Here is a 16,986-nt window from a genome sequence, read left to right as displayed (position 1 = left end):
TTTGATGGGCAAGAAGCCGGCAGTGGAGCGCAAGGAAGAGGCAGAGGACCGCATCGCCAAGAATGCGGCCTTTGACTATGCGCCGCTGCCCGATACCGCCGATGAGATGGTCGACAACGACGGCGTCGTCCGCCCCGTCTGGCAGAATTTCCTCTCGCATCTGAGCGCAATGCCGGAAAAGGATCTCGCCGAGCGTTTCGCCCGCGCCGACCGCTACCTCCGTGATGCCGGCGTCTTCTATCGCGCCTATGGCAGCAAGGGCACCGGCGAGCGAGCCTGGCCGATCTCGCATATCCCGGTGCTGATCGACGAGCGCGAATGGCAGACGCTGTCGGCGGGCCTCGTCCAGCGCGCCGACCTGCTGGAAGCGATCATCGCCGATATCTACGGCGACAACCGGCTGGTGGAGGAAGGTTTCCTCCCACCGGCACTGATCGCCGCCAATCCCGAATTCCAGCGCCCGCTCGCCGGCATCAAGCCGGCATCCGGCCATTATCTGCATTTCTGCGCCTTCGAGATCGGCCGCGGGCCCGACGGCAACTGGTGGGTGCTCGCCGACAGGACGCAGGCTCCCTCAGGCGCTGGTTTCGCGCTGGAAAGCCGCGTCGCGACGACTCGTGCCTTCTCGGATATCTATGCTGAAACCCCGGTCCATCGCCTCGCCTCCTTCTTCGGCGCCTTCCGCGACGCGCTACAGGGCATGAAACATTCGGGCGACGACCGCATCGCCGTGCTGACACCCGGCCCCGCCAACGAGACCTACTACGAACACGCCTACATCGCCCGCTATCTCGGCTTCATGCTGCTCGAGGGCGAAGATCTGACCGTCGTCAAGGGCCGTGTCATGGTGCGCACCGTCGCCGGCTTGAAGCCGATCGGCGTGCTCTGGCGCCGTCTCGATTCAGCTTTTGCCGACCCGCTGGAGTTGAACCAGAATTCGCATATCGGCACGCCCGGCCTCGTGGAAGCGCTGCGCGCCGAAAGCCTCACCATCGTCAATGCGCTCGGCACCGGCATTCTTGAAACCCGGGCGCTTCTCGCCTTCATGCCGACCATCTGTCACCATCTGCTTGGCGAGGATCTGCATTTGCCCTCGATCGCTACCTGGTGGTGCGGTCAGGAGGAAGAGCGCGAGCACGTGGCAAAAAACATCGAAAAGATGGTCATCGGCCCGGCCTATTCCCGTGCTCCCTTCTTCGACGATAACGGCGAATCCGTGCTCGGCTCATCGCTGCGCGCGGCTGCCAAGGATTCGATAACCGACTGGCTGAGTTCGGACGGCCCGAAGCTCGTCGGCCAGGAGGTCGTCACGCTGTCGACCACACCCGCCTGGGTGGACGGCAAGCTCGTGCCGCGCCCGATGTCGCTGCGCGTATTCGCCGCGCGCACCGCAGACGGCTGGCAGATCATGCCCGGCGGTTTTGCCCGCATCGGCTCCGGCGCCGATGTTGCGGCGATCGCCATGCAGTCCGGTGGTGCGGCCGCCGATGTCTGGATCGTCAGCGACAAACCGGTCGAGCGCCACACGCTGCTGCCCGCCGAAGGCAGCTTCACCCGCAACATGCCGGGCAGCCTGCCGAGTCGGGCTGCCGACAACCTGTTCTGGCTCGGCCGCTACATCGAGCGCGCCGAAGGGGCGCTACGCATCCTGCGCGCCTGGCATGCGCGTTTCGCCGAAGCCGCCGATCCGAGCCAGCCGCTGCTCGCCGACGTCTCCGACTATCTCACGGCCGTCGATATCGATACCGCCGACGCCGTGCCGGAAACGCTGCTGCGCAACATCGACAGCGCTGTTTATTCGGCCAGCAACATCCGCGACCGTTTCTCGCCGGACGGCTGGCTGGCGCTCAACGATCTCGCCAAGACCGCCCACCGCTTCCACGTCACCGTCGCTGCCGGCGACGATGCCAGCCACGCGATGACAATCCTCTTGCGGAAGCTTGCAGGCTTCGCCGGTCTCATGCATGAAAACATGTACCGCTTCACCGGCTGGCGGTTCCTTTCGCTCGGCCGTTATATCGAACGCGGCCTCCACATGACGCGCCTGCTCGGCCACATGTCGGGCCCGGAAGCGCCTGACGGCGCGCTCGACATGCTGCTAGAGATCGGCGACAGCGTCATGACCCATCGCCGCCGCTATAACGTCAACACCGCTCGGCTGACCGTCACCGACCTCTTGGCGCTCGACCCGCTCAACCCGCGTTCGGTCCTCTTCCAGGTGAACGAGATCCATCACGAAGTCGAACAACTGCCGAATGCCATGATCAACGGCCAGATGTCGCCCTTCTACCGCGAGGCGATGCGGCTCCATTCCGGCCTGGCGGTGATGACGCCGGAGGGCATGGGGGTCGAGGTCTATCAACGGCTCGAGCGCGAATTGGAGCAGCTTTCCGATCTGCTCGCCCAGACTTATCTCGGGTGACGGCGATGCTCTACGATCTCTCGCTGCACATGGGTTACAGCTACGACGCGCCAGCCTCCGGCGCCCGCCACATCATGCGCCTGATGCCCCTGTCGCTGGCCAATCGGCAGCGGCTGATCGCCGGCTCGATTACCATTTCGCCCTCGCCGGACGAGCAGTCGCATTTCGTCGATTTCTTCCATCACCCCACCACCTCCTTCCTGCTGCGCGCGCCGCACGAGACGCTTGACATTCGCATGCAGGCCCGCGTGCAGGTGGAAAGCCAGCCGATCGCCGCCGATTTCTCGCCGCTGCTTGCCGACCTGCCGGAGGAGATATCAGGCATGTGGTCGCTGGCGCCGGATTCGCCGCATCATTTCCTCGGTGACAGCCCGCGCCTCACCGAAGCGCGCGAGATCGCCGAATATGCGCGAAGCTGCGCCACGCCTGATCTGACGGCCATGCAGATCGCTCATGCGCTCTGCGCCCGCATCAACAAGGATTTCACCTACGACCCGGAGGCGACGACGGTGGACACCACGCCGCTCGAGGCGTTCAAGCTGAAGCGCGGCGTCTGCCAGGATTTCACCCATGTGATGATCCAGGCTCTCAGAAGCCTCGGCATTCCGGCCGGCTACGTCTCCGGTTTCCTGCGCACCATCCCGCCATCCGGCAAGGAACGGCTGGAAGGGGCGGACGCCATGCATGCCTGGGTGCGCATCTGGTGCGGCGAGACGATCGGCTGGATCGAACTGGACCCGACCAACAACATTGCCGCCGGCATGGACCACATCGTCGTCGCGTACGGCCGGGACTATTCCGATGTCGTCCCCGTCATCGGCGTCTTGAAGAGCTATGGCGGCCACCGCGCCGTCCAGGCGGTCGACGTCATTCCGCTGAAATAATCCCAAAATTGGAAAAATCCGACGATTCGTTAAAATTGTATTGACGCCGTAAGGACAGCGGAAAGGAGGAGCGTGCCTAATATCACCCCACAGGGCCTCCATATACGGGTGAACATGATGAGCACCTCCTTTCTACAGACTCCCTGCCTACGTCGCATGCTTGGCGACCGTGGCGGTAATTTCGGAATCATGACGGCGATCCTGCTGCCCGTCCTTTTCGGGGCGGCCGGCATGGCGATCCAGGTGGGCGACATATTGCTCTCGAAGCAGCAGTTGCAGGAAGCCGCCGATTCGGCCGCGCTGGCAACCGCGACCGCGCTGGCAAACGGCACGATCCAAACCTCGCAGGCCGAGGCCTTCGCGCGGGATTTCGTCGCCGGGCAAATGGCGAATTACATGCAGAGCAGCGTCGATATCAAAAGCACGACAGGCGTCGATGTCCGGGCAACGACATCGGGAAAGTCGACATCCTACCAGGTAACTGTTTCACCGAGTTACGACCTAGCGGTTAACCCGCTCATGCAGGCGGTCGGCTTCAGCACGCAACATCTTTCGACGTCGGGCACGACGGTTAGCGGCCATTCGCAAACCCAGGGCTCCATCTCGATGTATCTCGCGCTCGATAAATCAGGGTCGATGGGAGACCCTACCGCAACCGTTAACGCAGATGATCCGACCGAATCCTTTACCTATGACTGCAACCTCCACTACAACAGCAAGAATAATAAGTGGGTTTACGACAAATGCACCGGCAGCCGCACAAATTACTACACCAAGATAGAGGCGCTGAAGCTCGCTGCCGGCAATCTTTTTGGTCAACTCAATAGCGCGGATCCCAACGCAGAATATGTGCGCACAGGCGCGGTATCCTACGATATCGTTGAATACCCAGCTAGCAGTCTCGCCTGGGGGACTGTCGGTGTCTCAAGCTATGTCAACGCACTTCAGGCAAATGGCGGCACAAATTCCAGCGGCGCAATGAACACGGCCTACTCGTCTTTGACCGCTAAGAACGCCGCTGGGAACGACGCCGAAGACGCCGCCCACAAGCAGAAAACCGGGCAAGTGCCGAAAAAGTATATCGTCTTCATGACCGACGGCGACAATAACAATGATAGCAGCAACGGCCGTTCATACGACACACTGACCAAGACGACATGCGACACAGCAAAGTCCAAGGGCATCGAAATCTATACGATCGCCTTCATGGCACCCTCCGGCGGACAGGCGCTGCTGCATTATTGCGCCTCCGATGACGCCCATTATTTCCAGGCGGAAAAGATGGAAGATCTGCTTGCCGCCTTCAAGGCGATCGGAGCGAAGGCCTCCGCGCAGCTGACGCGTCTGACGAACTGACGATCGGTCCCGGCGAAAAGCCGAACAAAAAGCCGCTCCGGAACAAAGGGAGCGGCTTTTCGTTATCGCTATCCCACCCATCTGATCGGGAAAAGCGATTGAAATCAACCCCCTCGGCCCACCTGATTATGAAGGTTTCGCAAATTTTTCGTTTGTCCAAATCCCTTGTTGCAAGTGCTTAGTAACGATGCATAAACTGTCGCCGGCGCAAGCGACGAATTGATTAAATCAGGCATAACATCCTGAAACCAAATTAAAATTGGCGAGACCTGACGATGAACACTGTTTCCAAGCCGATCATCCCCTCCCCCGCCCCTCGCAGTTCAAGGCCGGAAATTCTCGCTGAAGAAATCATCGAACGTCTGACCTACCGCATCGGCAAGGATGCCAAGGTGGCAAAGCCGCATGACTGGCTGACGGCGACGATCCTGGTGGTGCGCGACCGCATCATCGACAGGTGGATGGCGTCCACCCGCGAGGTTTATGCGACCGGCGCCAAGCGCGTCTATTATCTTTCTCTTGAATTCCTGATCGGCCGCCTGATGCGCGACGCCGTCTCCAACCTCGGCCTGATGGAGGAGGTGCGCGATGCACTCGCCTCGCTCGGCGTCGATGTCAACGTCATCGCCGGCCTGGAGCCGGATGCCGCGCTCGGCAACGGCGGCCTCGGCCGTCTGGCTGCCTGTTTCATGGAGAGCATGGCGACGGTCGACGTGCCCGCTTATGGCTACGGCATCCGCTATGTCCACGGCCTCTTCCGCCAGCAGCTGGCCGACGGCTGGCAGGTGGAACTGCCGGAAAACTGGCTCGCCCATGGCAATCCCTGGGAATTCGAGCGCCGCGAAAGCGCCTATGAAATCGGCTTCGGCGGCGCCGTCGAATTCATCACCACCCATGACGACCAGCCGCGCTACGTCTGGAAACCGGCCGAGCGCGTCATTGCCGCCGCCTTCGACACGCCGGCCGTCGGCTGGCGCGGCAAGCGCGTCAACACGCTGCGCCTCTGGTCGGCGCAACCGATCGATCCGATCCTGCTCGATGCCTTCAACGCCGGCGACCACATCGGCGCGCTCCGCGAAAGCAACAAGGCCGAAAGCCTGACCCGGGTTCTCTATCCTGCCGACGCCACCCCGGCCGGCCAGGAACTGCGCCTGCGCCAGGAATTCTTCTTCTCATCGGCCTCGCTGCAGGACATTCTGCGCCGCCATCTGCAGCAATATGACGACTTCACCTCGCTGCCGGACAAGGTGGCGATCCAGCTGAACGACACTCACCCCGCCGTCTCGGTCGCCGAACTCGTGCGCCTGCTCTGTGACGTACACGGGATGGATTTCGACCAGGCCTGGGAAATCACCCGCCATACCTTCTCCTACACCAACCACACGCTTCTGCCCGAGGCGCTGGAAAGCTGGGCGGTGCCGCTGTTCGAGCGTCTGCTGCCGCGTCACATGCAGATCATCTATGCGATCAATGCCAAGATCCTGATCGACGCCCGCAAGGGCAAGAACTTCTCCGATGCGGAAATCCGCTCGATCTCGCTGATCGATGAAAGTGGCGATCGCCGCGTGCGCATGGGCAACCTCGCTTTTGTCGGCTCGCATTCGATCAACGGCGTCTCGGCCCTGCACACCGACCTGATGAAGGTCACGGTCTTCGCCGACCTGCACAAGCTCTATCCCAACCGCATCAACAACAAGACCAACGGCATCACGCCGCGCCGCTGGCTGCAGCAGTGCAATCCCGGTCTCACCGGCCTGATCCGCGAAGCGATCGGCGACGAATTCCTCGATGATGCCGAGAAGCTGCGTGCGCTCGACGTGCATTCCTCCGATCCGGCTTTCCAGCAGAAATTCGCAGCGATAAAGCGCGCCAACAAGGTGGCACTCTCCAACCTCGTCGCCAGCCGCATGGGCGTGAAACTCGATCCGTCGGCAATGTTCGACATCCAGATCAAGCGCATCCACGAATACAAGCGCCAGCTGCTGAACATCATCGAGGCCGTCGCGCTCTACGATCAGATTCGCTCGCATCCCGAGCTCGACTGGGTGCCGCGCGTGAAACTCTTCGCCGGCAAGGCGGCGCCGAGTTACTACAACGCCAAGCTCATCATCAAGCTTATCAACGACGTCTCCCGCACAATCAACAACGACCCGTCGGTGCGCGGCCTGCTGAAGATCGTCTTCGTCCCGAACTACAATGTCTCGCTCGCCGAAGTCATGGTTCCGGCCGCCGACCTTTCCGAGCAGATCTCGACCGCCGGCATGGAAGCATCCGGCACCGGCAACATGAAGTTCGGCCTGAACGGCGCGCTGACAATCGGCACGCTCGATGGCGCCAATGTCGAGATGCGCGACAATGTCGGCGAGGACAACATCGTCATCTTCGGCCTCAAGGCCGACGAAGTGTCGAAGGTCCGCAGTGATGGCCACAATCCCCGCGCCATCATCGAGGGATCGCGCGAACTCGCCCAAGCGCTCGCCGCCATCGGTTCCGGCGTCTTCTCGCCCGATGACCGCAACCGTTACACGGCGCTGATCGACGGCATCTATTCGCACGACTGGTTCATGGTCGCCGCCGATTTCGACGCCTATGCCCAAGCCCAGCGCGAGGTCGACCAGATCTGGACCAACCAGTCCGCCTGGTACACCAAGACGATCAACAATACGGCGCGGATGGGCTGGTTCTCTTCCGACCGTACGATCAGGCAATATGCAGACGAAATCTGGAGAGCCGGATGAAAACGCCGAAAACGGTCCCTGAAGTAAAGCTTTCCTGGGAAATTTCGGCAGATGAAATCACGGCAATCCTTGCCGGCTCGCATTCCAATCCCTTTGCCGTCCTAGGTGTGCACCAGGCCGGCGACGCTTTCGTCGCCCGGTGCTTCATCCCGGGCGCGGAGGAGGTGACCGCCATGACGCTCGACGGCGGCGTCACTGGCGAACTGAAACAGCTCCATGCAGACGGCGTCTTCGCCGGCCCGGTTTCCCTCACCAAGCTCCAGCCGGTGCGTTACCGCGCCCGGCGCGGCGATGCCGAATGGGCCGTCACCGATCCCTACAGCTTCGGTCCGGTGCTCGGACCGATGGACGATTATTTCGCCCGCCAGGGCTCGCACCTGCGCCTGTTCGACAAGATGGGCGCCCACCTCATCAAGCATGACGGCGCCCAGGGCATCCATTTCGCCGTCTGGGCGCCGAACGCACAGCGCGTCTCCGTCGTCGGTGATTTCAACAATTGGGACGGCCGCCGCCACGTCATGCGCTTCCGCGCTGATAGCGGCATCTGGGAAATCTTTGCCCCTGACGTGCCGGTCGGCGTCGCCTACAAGTTCGAGATCCGCGGCAAGGATGGCGTATTGCTGCCACTGAAGGCCGACCCCTTCGCCCGCCGCAGTGAGCTCCGACCGAAGACCGCCTCTGTGACCGCCGCCGAACTGGAGCAGGAGTGGGAAGACGAGGCCCATCTGAAGCACTGGCGCGAGACCGACAAGCGCCGCCAGCCGATCTCGATCTACGAGGTGCATGCCGCCTCCTGGCAACGCCGGCAGGACGGCACGATGCTGTCCTGGGACGAGCTCGCCTCCAGCCTCATCCCCTATTGCGCCGACATGGGCTTCACCCATATCGAATTCCTGCCGATCACCGAGTACCCCTACGACCCCTCCTGGGGTTACCAGACGACCGGCCTCTATGCGCCGACCGCTCGTTTCGGCGAGCCGGAGGGTTTTGCCCGTTTCGTCAACGGCTGCCACAAGGTCGGCATCGGCGTCATCCTCGACTGGGTGCCGGCGCATTTTCCGACCGACGAACACGGTCTCGGCTGGTTCGACGGCACGGCACTCTACGAGCACGAAGATCCGCGCAAGGGCTTCCACCCGGACTGGAGCACGGCGATCTACAATTTCGGCCGCACCGAGGTCGTTTCCTATCTCGTCAACAACGCGCTCTACTGGGCCGAAAAATTCCACCTCGACGGTCTGCGTGTCGATGCCGTCGCTTCGATGCTCTACCTCGATTATTCGCGCAAACACGGCGAGTGGATCCCGAACGAATATGGCGGCAACGAGAACCTCGAAGCGGTCCGTTTTCTGCAGGATCTCAACATCCGCATCTATGGCAAAAATTCCAACGTCATGACCATCGCCGAGGAATCGACCTCATGGCCGAAAGTCTCGCAGCCCGTCCATGAAGGCGGCCTCGGCTTTGGCTTCAAGTGGAACATGGGCTTCATGCACGACACGCTGAGCTACATGAGCCGCGATCCCATATACCGCGGGCACCATCATAACGAGCTCACCTTCGGCCTGCTCTACGCCTATTCGGAAAATTTCGTCCTGCCGCTCTCGCATGACGAGGTTGTCCACGGAAAAGGCTCGCTGATCGCCAAGATGCCGGGCGACGACTGGCAGAAGTTCGCCAATCTGCGCGCCTACTACGCTTATATGTGGGGCTATCCGGGCAAGAAGCTGCTGTTCATGGGCCAGGAATTCGCCCAATGGAGCGAGTGGAGCGAGGAGAAGGCCCTCGACTGGAACCTGCTTCAGTATCGCATGCACGAGGGCATGCGGCGCCTGGTCCGCGATCTCAATTTCACCTATCGCAGCAAGCCGGCGCTGCATGCGCGTGACTGCGAGGGCGAAGGGTTCGAATGGCTGGTCGCCGACGACCACCAGAATTCCGTCTTTGCCTGGCTGCGCAAGGCGCCGGGCCAGAAGCCGGTCGCCGTCATCACCAATTTCACCCCTGTCTACCGCGAGAACTACTCGATCCGCCTGCCGTCCGCAGGGCGCTGGCGGGAAATCCTGAACACCGATGCCGACATCTACGGCGGCAGCGGCAAGGGCAATGGCGGGCGCGTGCAGGCCGTCGATGCCGGCGGCAACATCACCTGCTCGATTACCTTGCCGCCATTGGCGACAATCATGCTTGAACCTGAAAATTAGTGACTGGTGGGAGGAGAAAATGGTAGAAAAGCGCGTTCAGCCACTTGCCCGCGATGCAATGGCTTATGTTCTGGCGGGCGGCAGGGGAAGCCGTCTCAAGGAACTCACCGACCGGCGTGCCAAGCCGGCCGTTTATTTCGGCGGCAAGGCCCGGATCATCGATTTCGCCCTGTCGAACGCCCTGAATTCCGGCATCCGCCGCATCGGCGTCGCCACGCAATACAAGGCGCATTCGCTGATCCGCCACATGCAGCGCGGCTGGAACTTCTTCCGCCCTGAGCGCAACGAGAGCTTCGATATTCTGCCCGCCAGCCAGCGCGTCTCCGAGACGCAATGGTATGAAGGCACGGCCGACGCCGTCTATCAGAACATCGACATCATCCAGGATTACGGCGTCGAATACATGGTCATTCTTGCCGGCGACCACGTCTACAAGATGGACTATGAATGGATGCTGCAGCAACACGTCGATTCCGGCGCTGACGTCACCATCGGCTGCCTGGAAGTGCCGCGCATGGAAGCGGTCGGCTTCGGCGTCATGCATGTCAACGACAAGGACGAGATCATCGCCTTCGTCGAGAAACCGGCCGATCCGCCGCCCATTCCCGACAAGCCGGATTTCGCCCTCGCCTCGATGGGCATCTACGTCTTCCACACCAAGTTCCTGCTCGATGCGCTGCGCCGCGACGCCGCCGACCCGACCTCGAGCCGCGACTTCGGCAAGGACATCATCCCCTATATCGTCAAGAACGGTAAGGCGGTCGCCCACCGCTTCGCCAAGTCCTGCGTCCGTTCCGATTTCGAGCACGAACCCTACTGGCGCGACGTTGGCACGATCGACGCCTATTGGCAGGCCAATATCGACCTGACGGCGATCGTTCCGGAGCTCGATATCTACGACAAGTCCTGGCCGATCTGGACCTATGCCGAGATCACCCCGCCGGCGAAATTCGTCCATGACGACGAGGATCGCCGCGGCTCGGCCACCTCCTCCGTTGTGTCAGGCGACTGCATCATCTCGGGCGCCATGCTCAATAACAGCCTGCTCTTCACCGGTGTCAGGGCGAACTCCTTCTCCAAGATGGAAGGAGCGGTCATTCTGCCAAACGTGAAGATCGGACGGCGCGCGCAGCTCAAGAATGTGGTGATCGACCATGGTGTCGTCATTCCGGAAGGCCTGGTTGTCGGCGAAGATCCCGAGCTCGATGCCAAGCGCTTCCGGCGGACGGAAAGCGGCATCTGCCTGATCACGCAACCGATGATCGACAAGCTGGATATCTGACTTATGAAAGTTCTTTCGGTTTCGTCCGAAGTCTTCCCTTTGATCAAGACAGGGGGTCTGGCCGATGTGTCCGGCGCCCTGCCGATTGCTCTGAAAGCCTTCGGGGTCGAGACCAAGACCCTTCTCCCCGGCTATCCCGCCGTCATGAAGGTCATTCGCGACCCGGTCGTCAGGCTCGAATTCCCCGACCTGCTCGGTGAGCGGGCGACCGTGCTCGAGGTCCAGCACGAGGGCCTCGATCTGCTCATCCTCGATGCGCCGGCCTACTACGACAGGCCGGGCGGCCCCTATCTCGATCCGCTCGGCAAGGACTATCCCGACAACTGGCGTCGGTTCGCCGCCCTGTCGCTCGCCGCCTCAGAGATCGCCGCCGGCCTGCTGCCCGGCTGGCGGCCCGATCTCGTCCACACCCACGACTGGCAGGCGGCGCTGACGTCGGTCTATATGCGTTATTATCCGACGCCGGAACTGCCGAGCGTGCTGACCATTCACAACATCGCCTTCCAGGGCCAGTTCGGTTCAGAGATCTTTCCCGGCCTGCGCCTGCCTGCCCATGCCTTCGCCACCGAAAGCATCGAATATTACGGCACCATCGGCTTCCTCAAGGGCGGCCTTAAGACCGCGCATGCAATCACGACAGTCAGCCCGACCTATGCCGATGAGATTCTGACGTCGGAATTCGGCATGGGGCTCGAGGGCGTCATCGCCAGCCGCATCGACGATCTGCACGGCATCGTCAACGGCATCGACACCGATATCTGGAACCCGGCGACCGATCCTGTCGTCCACACCCATTACGGCCCGACGACGCTGAAGAACCGCGAGGAGAACCGTCGCTCGATCGCCGAATTCTTCCGTCTCGACAACGACGACGCCCCGATCTTCTGCGTCATCAGCCGTCTCACCTGGCAGAAGGGCATGGATGTCGTCGCCAACATCGCCGACGAGATCGTCGCCATCGGCGGCAAGCTCGTCGTGCTCGGCTCCGGCGAAGCCGCACTGGAAGGCGCGCTGCTCGCCTCCGCCAGCCGCCATCCCGGCCGCATAGGCGTCTCGATCGGCTATAACGAGCCGATGTCGCACCTGATGCAGGCCGGCTGCGACGCGATCATCATCCCCTCGCGCTTCGAACCTTGCGGCCTGACCCAACTTTACGGCCTGCGTTACGGCTGCGTTCCGATCGTTGCCCGCACCGGCGGGCTCAATGACACGGTGATCGACGCCAATCATGCCGCACTTGCGGCGAAAGTGGCAACCGGCATACAATTTGCCCCCGTGACAGAAACAGGCATGCTACAGGCAATCCGCCGTGCGATGCATTTTTACCAGGACCGAAAACTCTGGACCCAATTGCAAAAGCAGGGCATGAAATCGGATGTCTCCTGGGAGAAGAGCGCCGAACGCTACGCTGCCCTCTATTCAAGCCTCGTCTCGAAAGGCATGTGACCTAAAATGATCAAGTCCGTCCCCACCACGCCCTATCTGGACCAGAAACCCGGCACGTCGGGCCTGCGCAAGAAGGTTCCGGTCTTCCAGCAGCCGAACTATGCGGAGAACTTCATCCAGTCGATCTTCGATTCGCTGGAAGGCTATCAGGGTAAGTGCCTGGTCATCGGCGGCGACGGACGCTACTACAATCGCGAGGTCATCCAGAAGGCAGTCAAGATGGCCGCGGCCAATGGCTTCGGCAAGGTCATGGTCGGCAAGGGCGGCATCCTCTCGACGCCGGCCGCCTCCCACATCATCCGCAAGTACAAGGCTTTCGGCGGCATCATCCTCTCCGCCAGCCACAATCCCGGCGGCCCGACCGAAGACTTCGGCATCAAGTACAACATCAACAATGGCGGCCCGGCGCCGGAAAAGATCACCGACGCGATCTATGCGCGCTCCAAGACGATCGACAGCTACAAGATCGCCGATTTCGCCGACGTCAATCTCGACCGCATCGGCAAAGACGAGCTTCCCGGCGGCACGATCCTCTCGGTCATCGACCCGGTCGAGGACTATGCCGCGCTGATGGAAGAACTGTTCGATTTCGGCGCCATCCGCAACCTGATCAGCCTCGGCTTCCGCATTGCCTTCGATGGGATGAGCGCCGTCACCGGCCCCTATGCCAAGGAAATCTTCGAAAATCGTCTTGGCGCTCCCTCGGGCTCGGTGCGCAACTTCATGCCGCTGCCAGATTTCGGCGGCCATCATCCGGACCCGAACCCGGTTCACTGCAAGGAACTCTTCGATGAGATGATGGGCGATGACGCGCCCGATTTCGGCGCCGCCTCCGACGGCGACGGCGACCGCAACCTGATCATCGGCCGGGGCATCTTCGTCACACCTTCCGATAGCCTGGCGATCCTTGCCGCCAACGCCAATCTCGCCCCCGGCTATTCCGGCGGCCTCGCCGGCATCGCCCGCTCGATGCCGACATCGGGTGCGGCCGACCGCGTCGCCGAAAAGCGTGGCATCGGCATGTATGAAACGCCGACCGGCTGGAAGTTCTTCGGCAACCTGCTCGACGCCGGCATGGCGACGATCTGCGGCGAGGAAAGCTCCGGCACAGGTTCCAATCACGTCCGCGAAAAGGATGGCCTCTGGGCCGTGCTGCTATGGCTGAATATTCTTGCCGTGCGCGGCGAGAGCGTCGCCGATATCGTCACCCAGCACTGGCAGACTTACGGCCGCAACTATTATTCGCGCCATGATTACGAAGGCCTCGACACCGATGCGGCGAACGGCCTGGTGGACAATCTTCGCAGCCAACTGTCCACCCTGCCCGGCAAGAGCTTCGGCAGCCTGAAGGTCGAGAAGGCCGACGACTTCGCCTATCACGATCCGATCGACAAATCGGTGAGCGAACATCAAGGTATCCGCGTGCTCTTCGAGGGCGGCTCCCGCGTCGTCTTCCGTCTGTCCGGCACCGGCACGTCTGGCGCAACCTTGCGTGTCTATATCGAGCGTTACGAGCCGGATTCGACTCGCCACAACATCGAAACGCAGGAAGCGCTCGCCGATTTGATCGCGGCCGCCGAAAGCATTGCCAGCATTCGGGAACGCACGGGACGCGATGCGCCAACCGTGATCACCTGATCCGGGGGAAACATGCGGGGAAGCAGTTCGGCGCAAGCCGGCGCGATCGTCTTCGAGACCGGCGTCGAATTTGCCGTGTGGTCGCATCATGCCGCACAGATCGAACTCTGCCTCTTCGAGGATGACGGCAACAGGGAATTCGCGCGCCTGCCGATGGCGCGCGACAGCAACTACATTCATCGTCTCTTTGTCGACGGACTGAAGGAGGGCGCGCGCTACGGCTATCGCGCCGATGGTATCTACGCGCCTGATAACGGCCTCTGGTACGATCCCTCCAAACTGCTGATCGATCCCTACGCCAAGGAGATCGACAGGCCGTTCCGCTACGATCCCCGCCTTGGCGTCTATGGCGAGGACAGCCAGGATCTGATGCCGAAGGCGATTGTCACCACCGATACCCCAGCCGCGATCAGCAAGCCGCTCTTCAAACCGGGTGGCTTTATCTATGAGGTGGCGGTACGGCCCTTCACCATTCTCCATCCCGACGTACCGCAGGCAGAGCGCGGCACGGTCGCAGCGCTTGCCCATCCCTCCGTCGTCGCGCACCTGAAGCGGATCGGTGTCGATGCCGTCGAACTGATGCCGATCACTGCCTGGATCGACGAACGCCACCTGCCGCCGCTCGGCCTCACCAACGGCTGGGGCTACAATCCCGTCGCCTTCATGGCGCTCGATCCGCGGCTCGTTCCCGGCGGCATGACGGAGTTGCGCGAGACAGTCGCGACCCTCCATGCCGAAGGTATCGCCGTCATCCTCGACCTCGTCTTCAACCATACCGGCGAGAGCGACCGATACGGCGCGACGCTGTCGCTGCGCGGCCTCGACAACCTGCATTATTATCGCCACGCCCAGAATTGGCCGGGCGAACTCGTCAACGACACCGGCACCGGCAATACGCTCGCCTGCGATCATCCTGAGGTCCGCCGCCTCGTCATCGACAGCCTGCGCCATTTCGTGCTCAATGCCGGCGTCGACGGTTTTCGTTTTGATCTCGCCCCGGTGCTCGGCCGCACCGCGACAGGCTTCGAGCGCGACGGGGGAACACTGGCCGCGATCCTGGCCGACGATGTGCTTGCCGACCGCATCATGATCGCCGAGCCCTGGGATATCGGCCCGGGCGGTTACCAGCTCGGCAATTTCCCGCCGCCCTTCCTTGAATGGAACGACCGGGTTCGCGACGATCTGCGCTGCTACTGGCGCGGCGACGATTGGAAGACCGGCGCGCTGGCAACCGCACTCGCCGGCTCCTCCGACATCTTCTCCCGCAACGACGGCAAGGAGACGCGCAGCGTCAATTTCCTTGCCGCCCATGACGGCTTCACGCTGATCGATCTCGTCTCCTATGCCGGAAAGCACAACGACGCCAACGGCGAACACAATCGCGACGGCCATAATGAGAACCACTCCTGGAACAACGGCGTCGAGGGGGAAACCGTCTATCCGACGATCCGCAAGCGTCGCCGCGACGATGTGATGGCGCTGATATCAACGCTCTTTGCCACCCGCGGCAGCATCATGCTGACGGCTGGCGACGAGGGCGGCCGCAGTCAGCATGGCAACAACAACGCCTATTGCCAGGACAACGAGATCACCTGGCTAGACTGGAAGGCGTTAGACGAGGGTCTCATCGCCCATACCGCCTTCGTTGCGGGGTTGCGTCGCCGCTTCACCGTCTTTTCCGAAATGGGCTTCCTGGCGGGAAATGGTGATGTCGAATGGATTTCGCTTTCCGGCGAGCCGATGACCGTTACCGAATGGGAGACGCCGTCGCTGTCCACCCTCGGCATGTTACTATCGACCGGCGACCGCTCCGCGCGCGGCAGGCAGACCCGGCTTGGCGTGCTTTTCAACCGGTCGGAGAGCCGCCAATTTTTCACGCTTCCGTGTGAGGGCGAACCGGCTTGGCGCCAGTTGACGCCGGATGGAGCAACGAAAACCACTGGCCACGCAACCGTCGAGCCGCGCTCGATCGCCTTTTTCGTAGAAAATTGACCACCTTCCCGCGCTTGCGCAAATCCTTGTCGCAATCGTCACAAATGCACGATAAGGCTTTGCCGCGGCGGCTTGTTTCACGAGGAATTCATGGTCACGGAAATTTCACTCTCCGACGTGCGGGGATTGATCGGCATGGAAACGGGCCTATCGGATTGGATCACCGTCGACCAGTCGATGATCGACGCTTTCGCGGCGGCGACCGACGACCATCAATTCATCCACGTTGATCCCGCACGCGCAGCGGCCGAGAGCCCCTTCGGCGGTACCATCGCCCACGGCTTCCTGACACTGTCTCTGCTGTCGACGATGAACTACAACTGCCTGCCGAAAGTGCGCGAGCAGACCATGGGCATCAACTACGGCTTCGAGCGCGTCCGCTTCATGACGCCGGTGAAGAGCGGCGCCCGCGTCCGCGGCCGCTTCCTGCTCTCCGACGCCCGCTTCCGCGGCGCCGGCATGCTGATGACCACCTATGACGTCTCGATCGAGATCGAAAACGAGAAGAAGCCGGCGCTCACGGCAAAGTGGATCACCATCATCCAATTCGACCCGAAGGACCGCCCCGAGGACGTCTGAGCAAAACTGCTTTTGTTACTCGGCCGAATTGAACACGGCTTCGAGAGCATGTCCGTCGGGATCGATGACGAACGCCGCATAATAGTGCTCACCGTAGTGAGGCCGCAGGCTGGGCCGGCCATTGTCACTGCCGCCATGCGCGATTGCCGCGGCATGAAACCGATCGACCGCCTGGCGGCTCGGAGCGGCAAACGCCAGATGAAAGCCCGGACCGGGCGGGCGCTGGCCATCCGGCCGATGCTTGATCGCCAATTTGTCCCCGCCGCCGGGATGGCCGTAGCCGATTGCCTGCCCTGTTTGCCCCGGCCTGATGTCGTCCCAGACCCTGACATAACCGAGCGCGGCCAGCGTGGCATCGTAAAATGCCGCCGACCGTTCAATATCGGAAACGCCGAGGGAGGCATGGTGCAGCATTGGTCTACCCTTTGAATGAAGGCCTACCCAG

11 protein-coding genes are annotated in these 16,986 nt (G+C 61.9%); 10 read left to right on the top strand and 1 reads right to left on the bottom strand.

Going from position 1 to position 16,986, the window contains the following annotated elements:
• The first annotated feature begins 4 nt into the window (after positions 1 to 4).
• From C3Y91_RS01740 to C3Y91_RS01695, 10 genes are all read left to right on the top strand, one after another.
• On the top strand, positions 5 to 2,422 hold the full coding sequence (locus C3Y91_RS01740; RefSeq protein ID WP_168574911.1) for a circularly permuted type 2 ATP-grasp protein: 2,418 nt from the start codon (positions 5 to 7) through the stop codon (positions 2,420 to 2,422).
• Positions 2,423 to 2,427: 5 nt separating this feature from the next.
• On the top strand, positions 2,428 to 3,306 hold the full coding sequence (locus tag C3Y91_RS01735; protein WP_024322322.1) for a transglutaminase family protein: 879 nt from the start codon (positions 2,428 to 2,430) through the stop codon (positions 3,304 to 3,306).
• Positions 3,307 to 3,423: 117 nt separating this feature from the next.
• On the top strand, positions 3,424 to 4,662 hold the full coding sequence (locus C3Y91_RS01730) for a pilus assembly protein (protein WP_024322321.1): 1,239 nt from the start codon (positions 3,424 to 3,426) through the stop codon (positions 4,660 to 4,662).
• A 275-nt stretch (positions 4,663 to 4,937) separates the two neighbouring features.
• The gene (locus C3Y91_RS01725) at positions 4,938 to 7,400 is read left to right on the top strand and encodes a glycogen/starch/alpha-glucan phosphorylase (protein WP_018072789.1); all 2,463 of its coding nucleotides are present in this window, start codon (positions 4,938 to 4,940) and stop codon (positions 7,398 to 7,400) included.
• Positions 7,397 to 9,604: a 1,4-alpha-glucan branching protein GlgB gene (gene glgB, locus C3Y91_RS01720; protein WP_168574910.1), complete on the top strand. Its 2,208-nt coding sequence runs from the start codon at positions 7,397 to 7,399 to the stop codon at positions 9,602 to 9,604. The genes C3Y91_RS01725 and glgB overlap by 4 nt, the downstream gene beginning before the upstream one ends.
• Before the next feature lie 19 nt (positions 9,605 to 9,623).
• A complete protein-coding gene (gene glgC, locus C3Y91_RS01715; RefSeq protein WP_018497547.1) occupies positions 9,624 to 10,886 on the top strand; it encodes a glucose-1-phosphate adenylyltransferase in 1,263 nt (420 codons plus the stop codon).
• 3 nt (positions 10,887 to 10,889) lie between these two features.
• A complete protein-coding gene (gene glgA / locus C3Y91_RS01710) occupies positions 10,890 to 12,332 on the top strand; it encodes a glycogen synthase GlgA (RefSeq protein WP_130656237.1) in 1,443 nt (480 codons plus the stop codon).
• 6 nt (positions 12,333 to 12,338) lie between these two features.
• A complete protein-coding gene (locus tag C3Y91_RS01705) occupies positions 12,339 to 13,970 on the top strand; it encodes an alpha-D-glucose phosphate-specific phosphoglucomutase (protein ID WP_075224414.1) in 1,632 nt (543 codons plus the stop codon).
• A 12-nt stretch (positions 13,971 to 13,982) separates the two neighbouring features.
• A complete protein-coding gene (gene glgX, locus C3Y91_RS01700; RefSeq protein ID WP_130656238.1) occupies positions 13,983 to 15,962 on the top strand; it encodes a glycogen debranching protein GlgX in 1,980 nt (659 codons plus the stop codon).
• Between the two features lie 90 nt (positions 15,963 to 16,052).
• Positions 16,053 to 16,541 (top strand): MaoC family dehydratase, encoded by a 489-nt coding sequence (locus C3Y91_RS01695; protein WP_018483540.1) that lies wholly within the window; start codon positions 16,053 to 16,055, stop codon positions 16,539 to 16,541.
• 15 nt (positions 16,542 to 16,556) lie between these two features.
• Here C3Y91_RS01695 and C3Y91_RS01690 read toward each other — a convergent pair whose 3' ends face one another.
• Positions 16,557 to 16,955, bottom strand: coding sequence for a VOC family protein (locus tag C3Y91_RS01690; protein ID WP_018497543.1), 399 nt, complete (start codon positions 16,953 to 16,955; stop codon positions 16,557 to 16,559).
• Positions 16,956 to 16,986 lie beyond the last annotated feature (31 nt).

This window comes from Rhizobium ruizarguesonis (assembly GCF_012349115.1).
Lineage (GTDB): Bacteria > Pseudomonadota > Alphaproteobacteria > Rhizobiales > Rhizobiaceae > Rhizobium > Rhizobium ruizarguesonis.
Note: the sequence above shows the minus strand (reverse complement) of the source record. Positions and strands in the feature narration are given on the sequence as shown.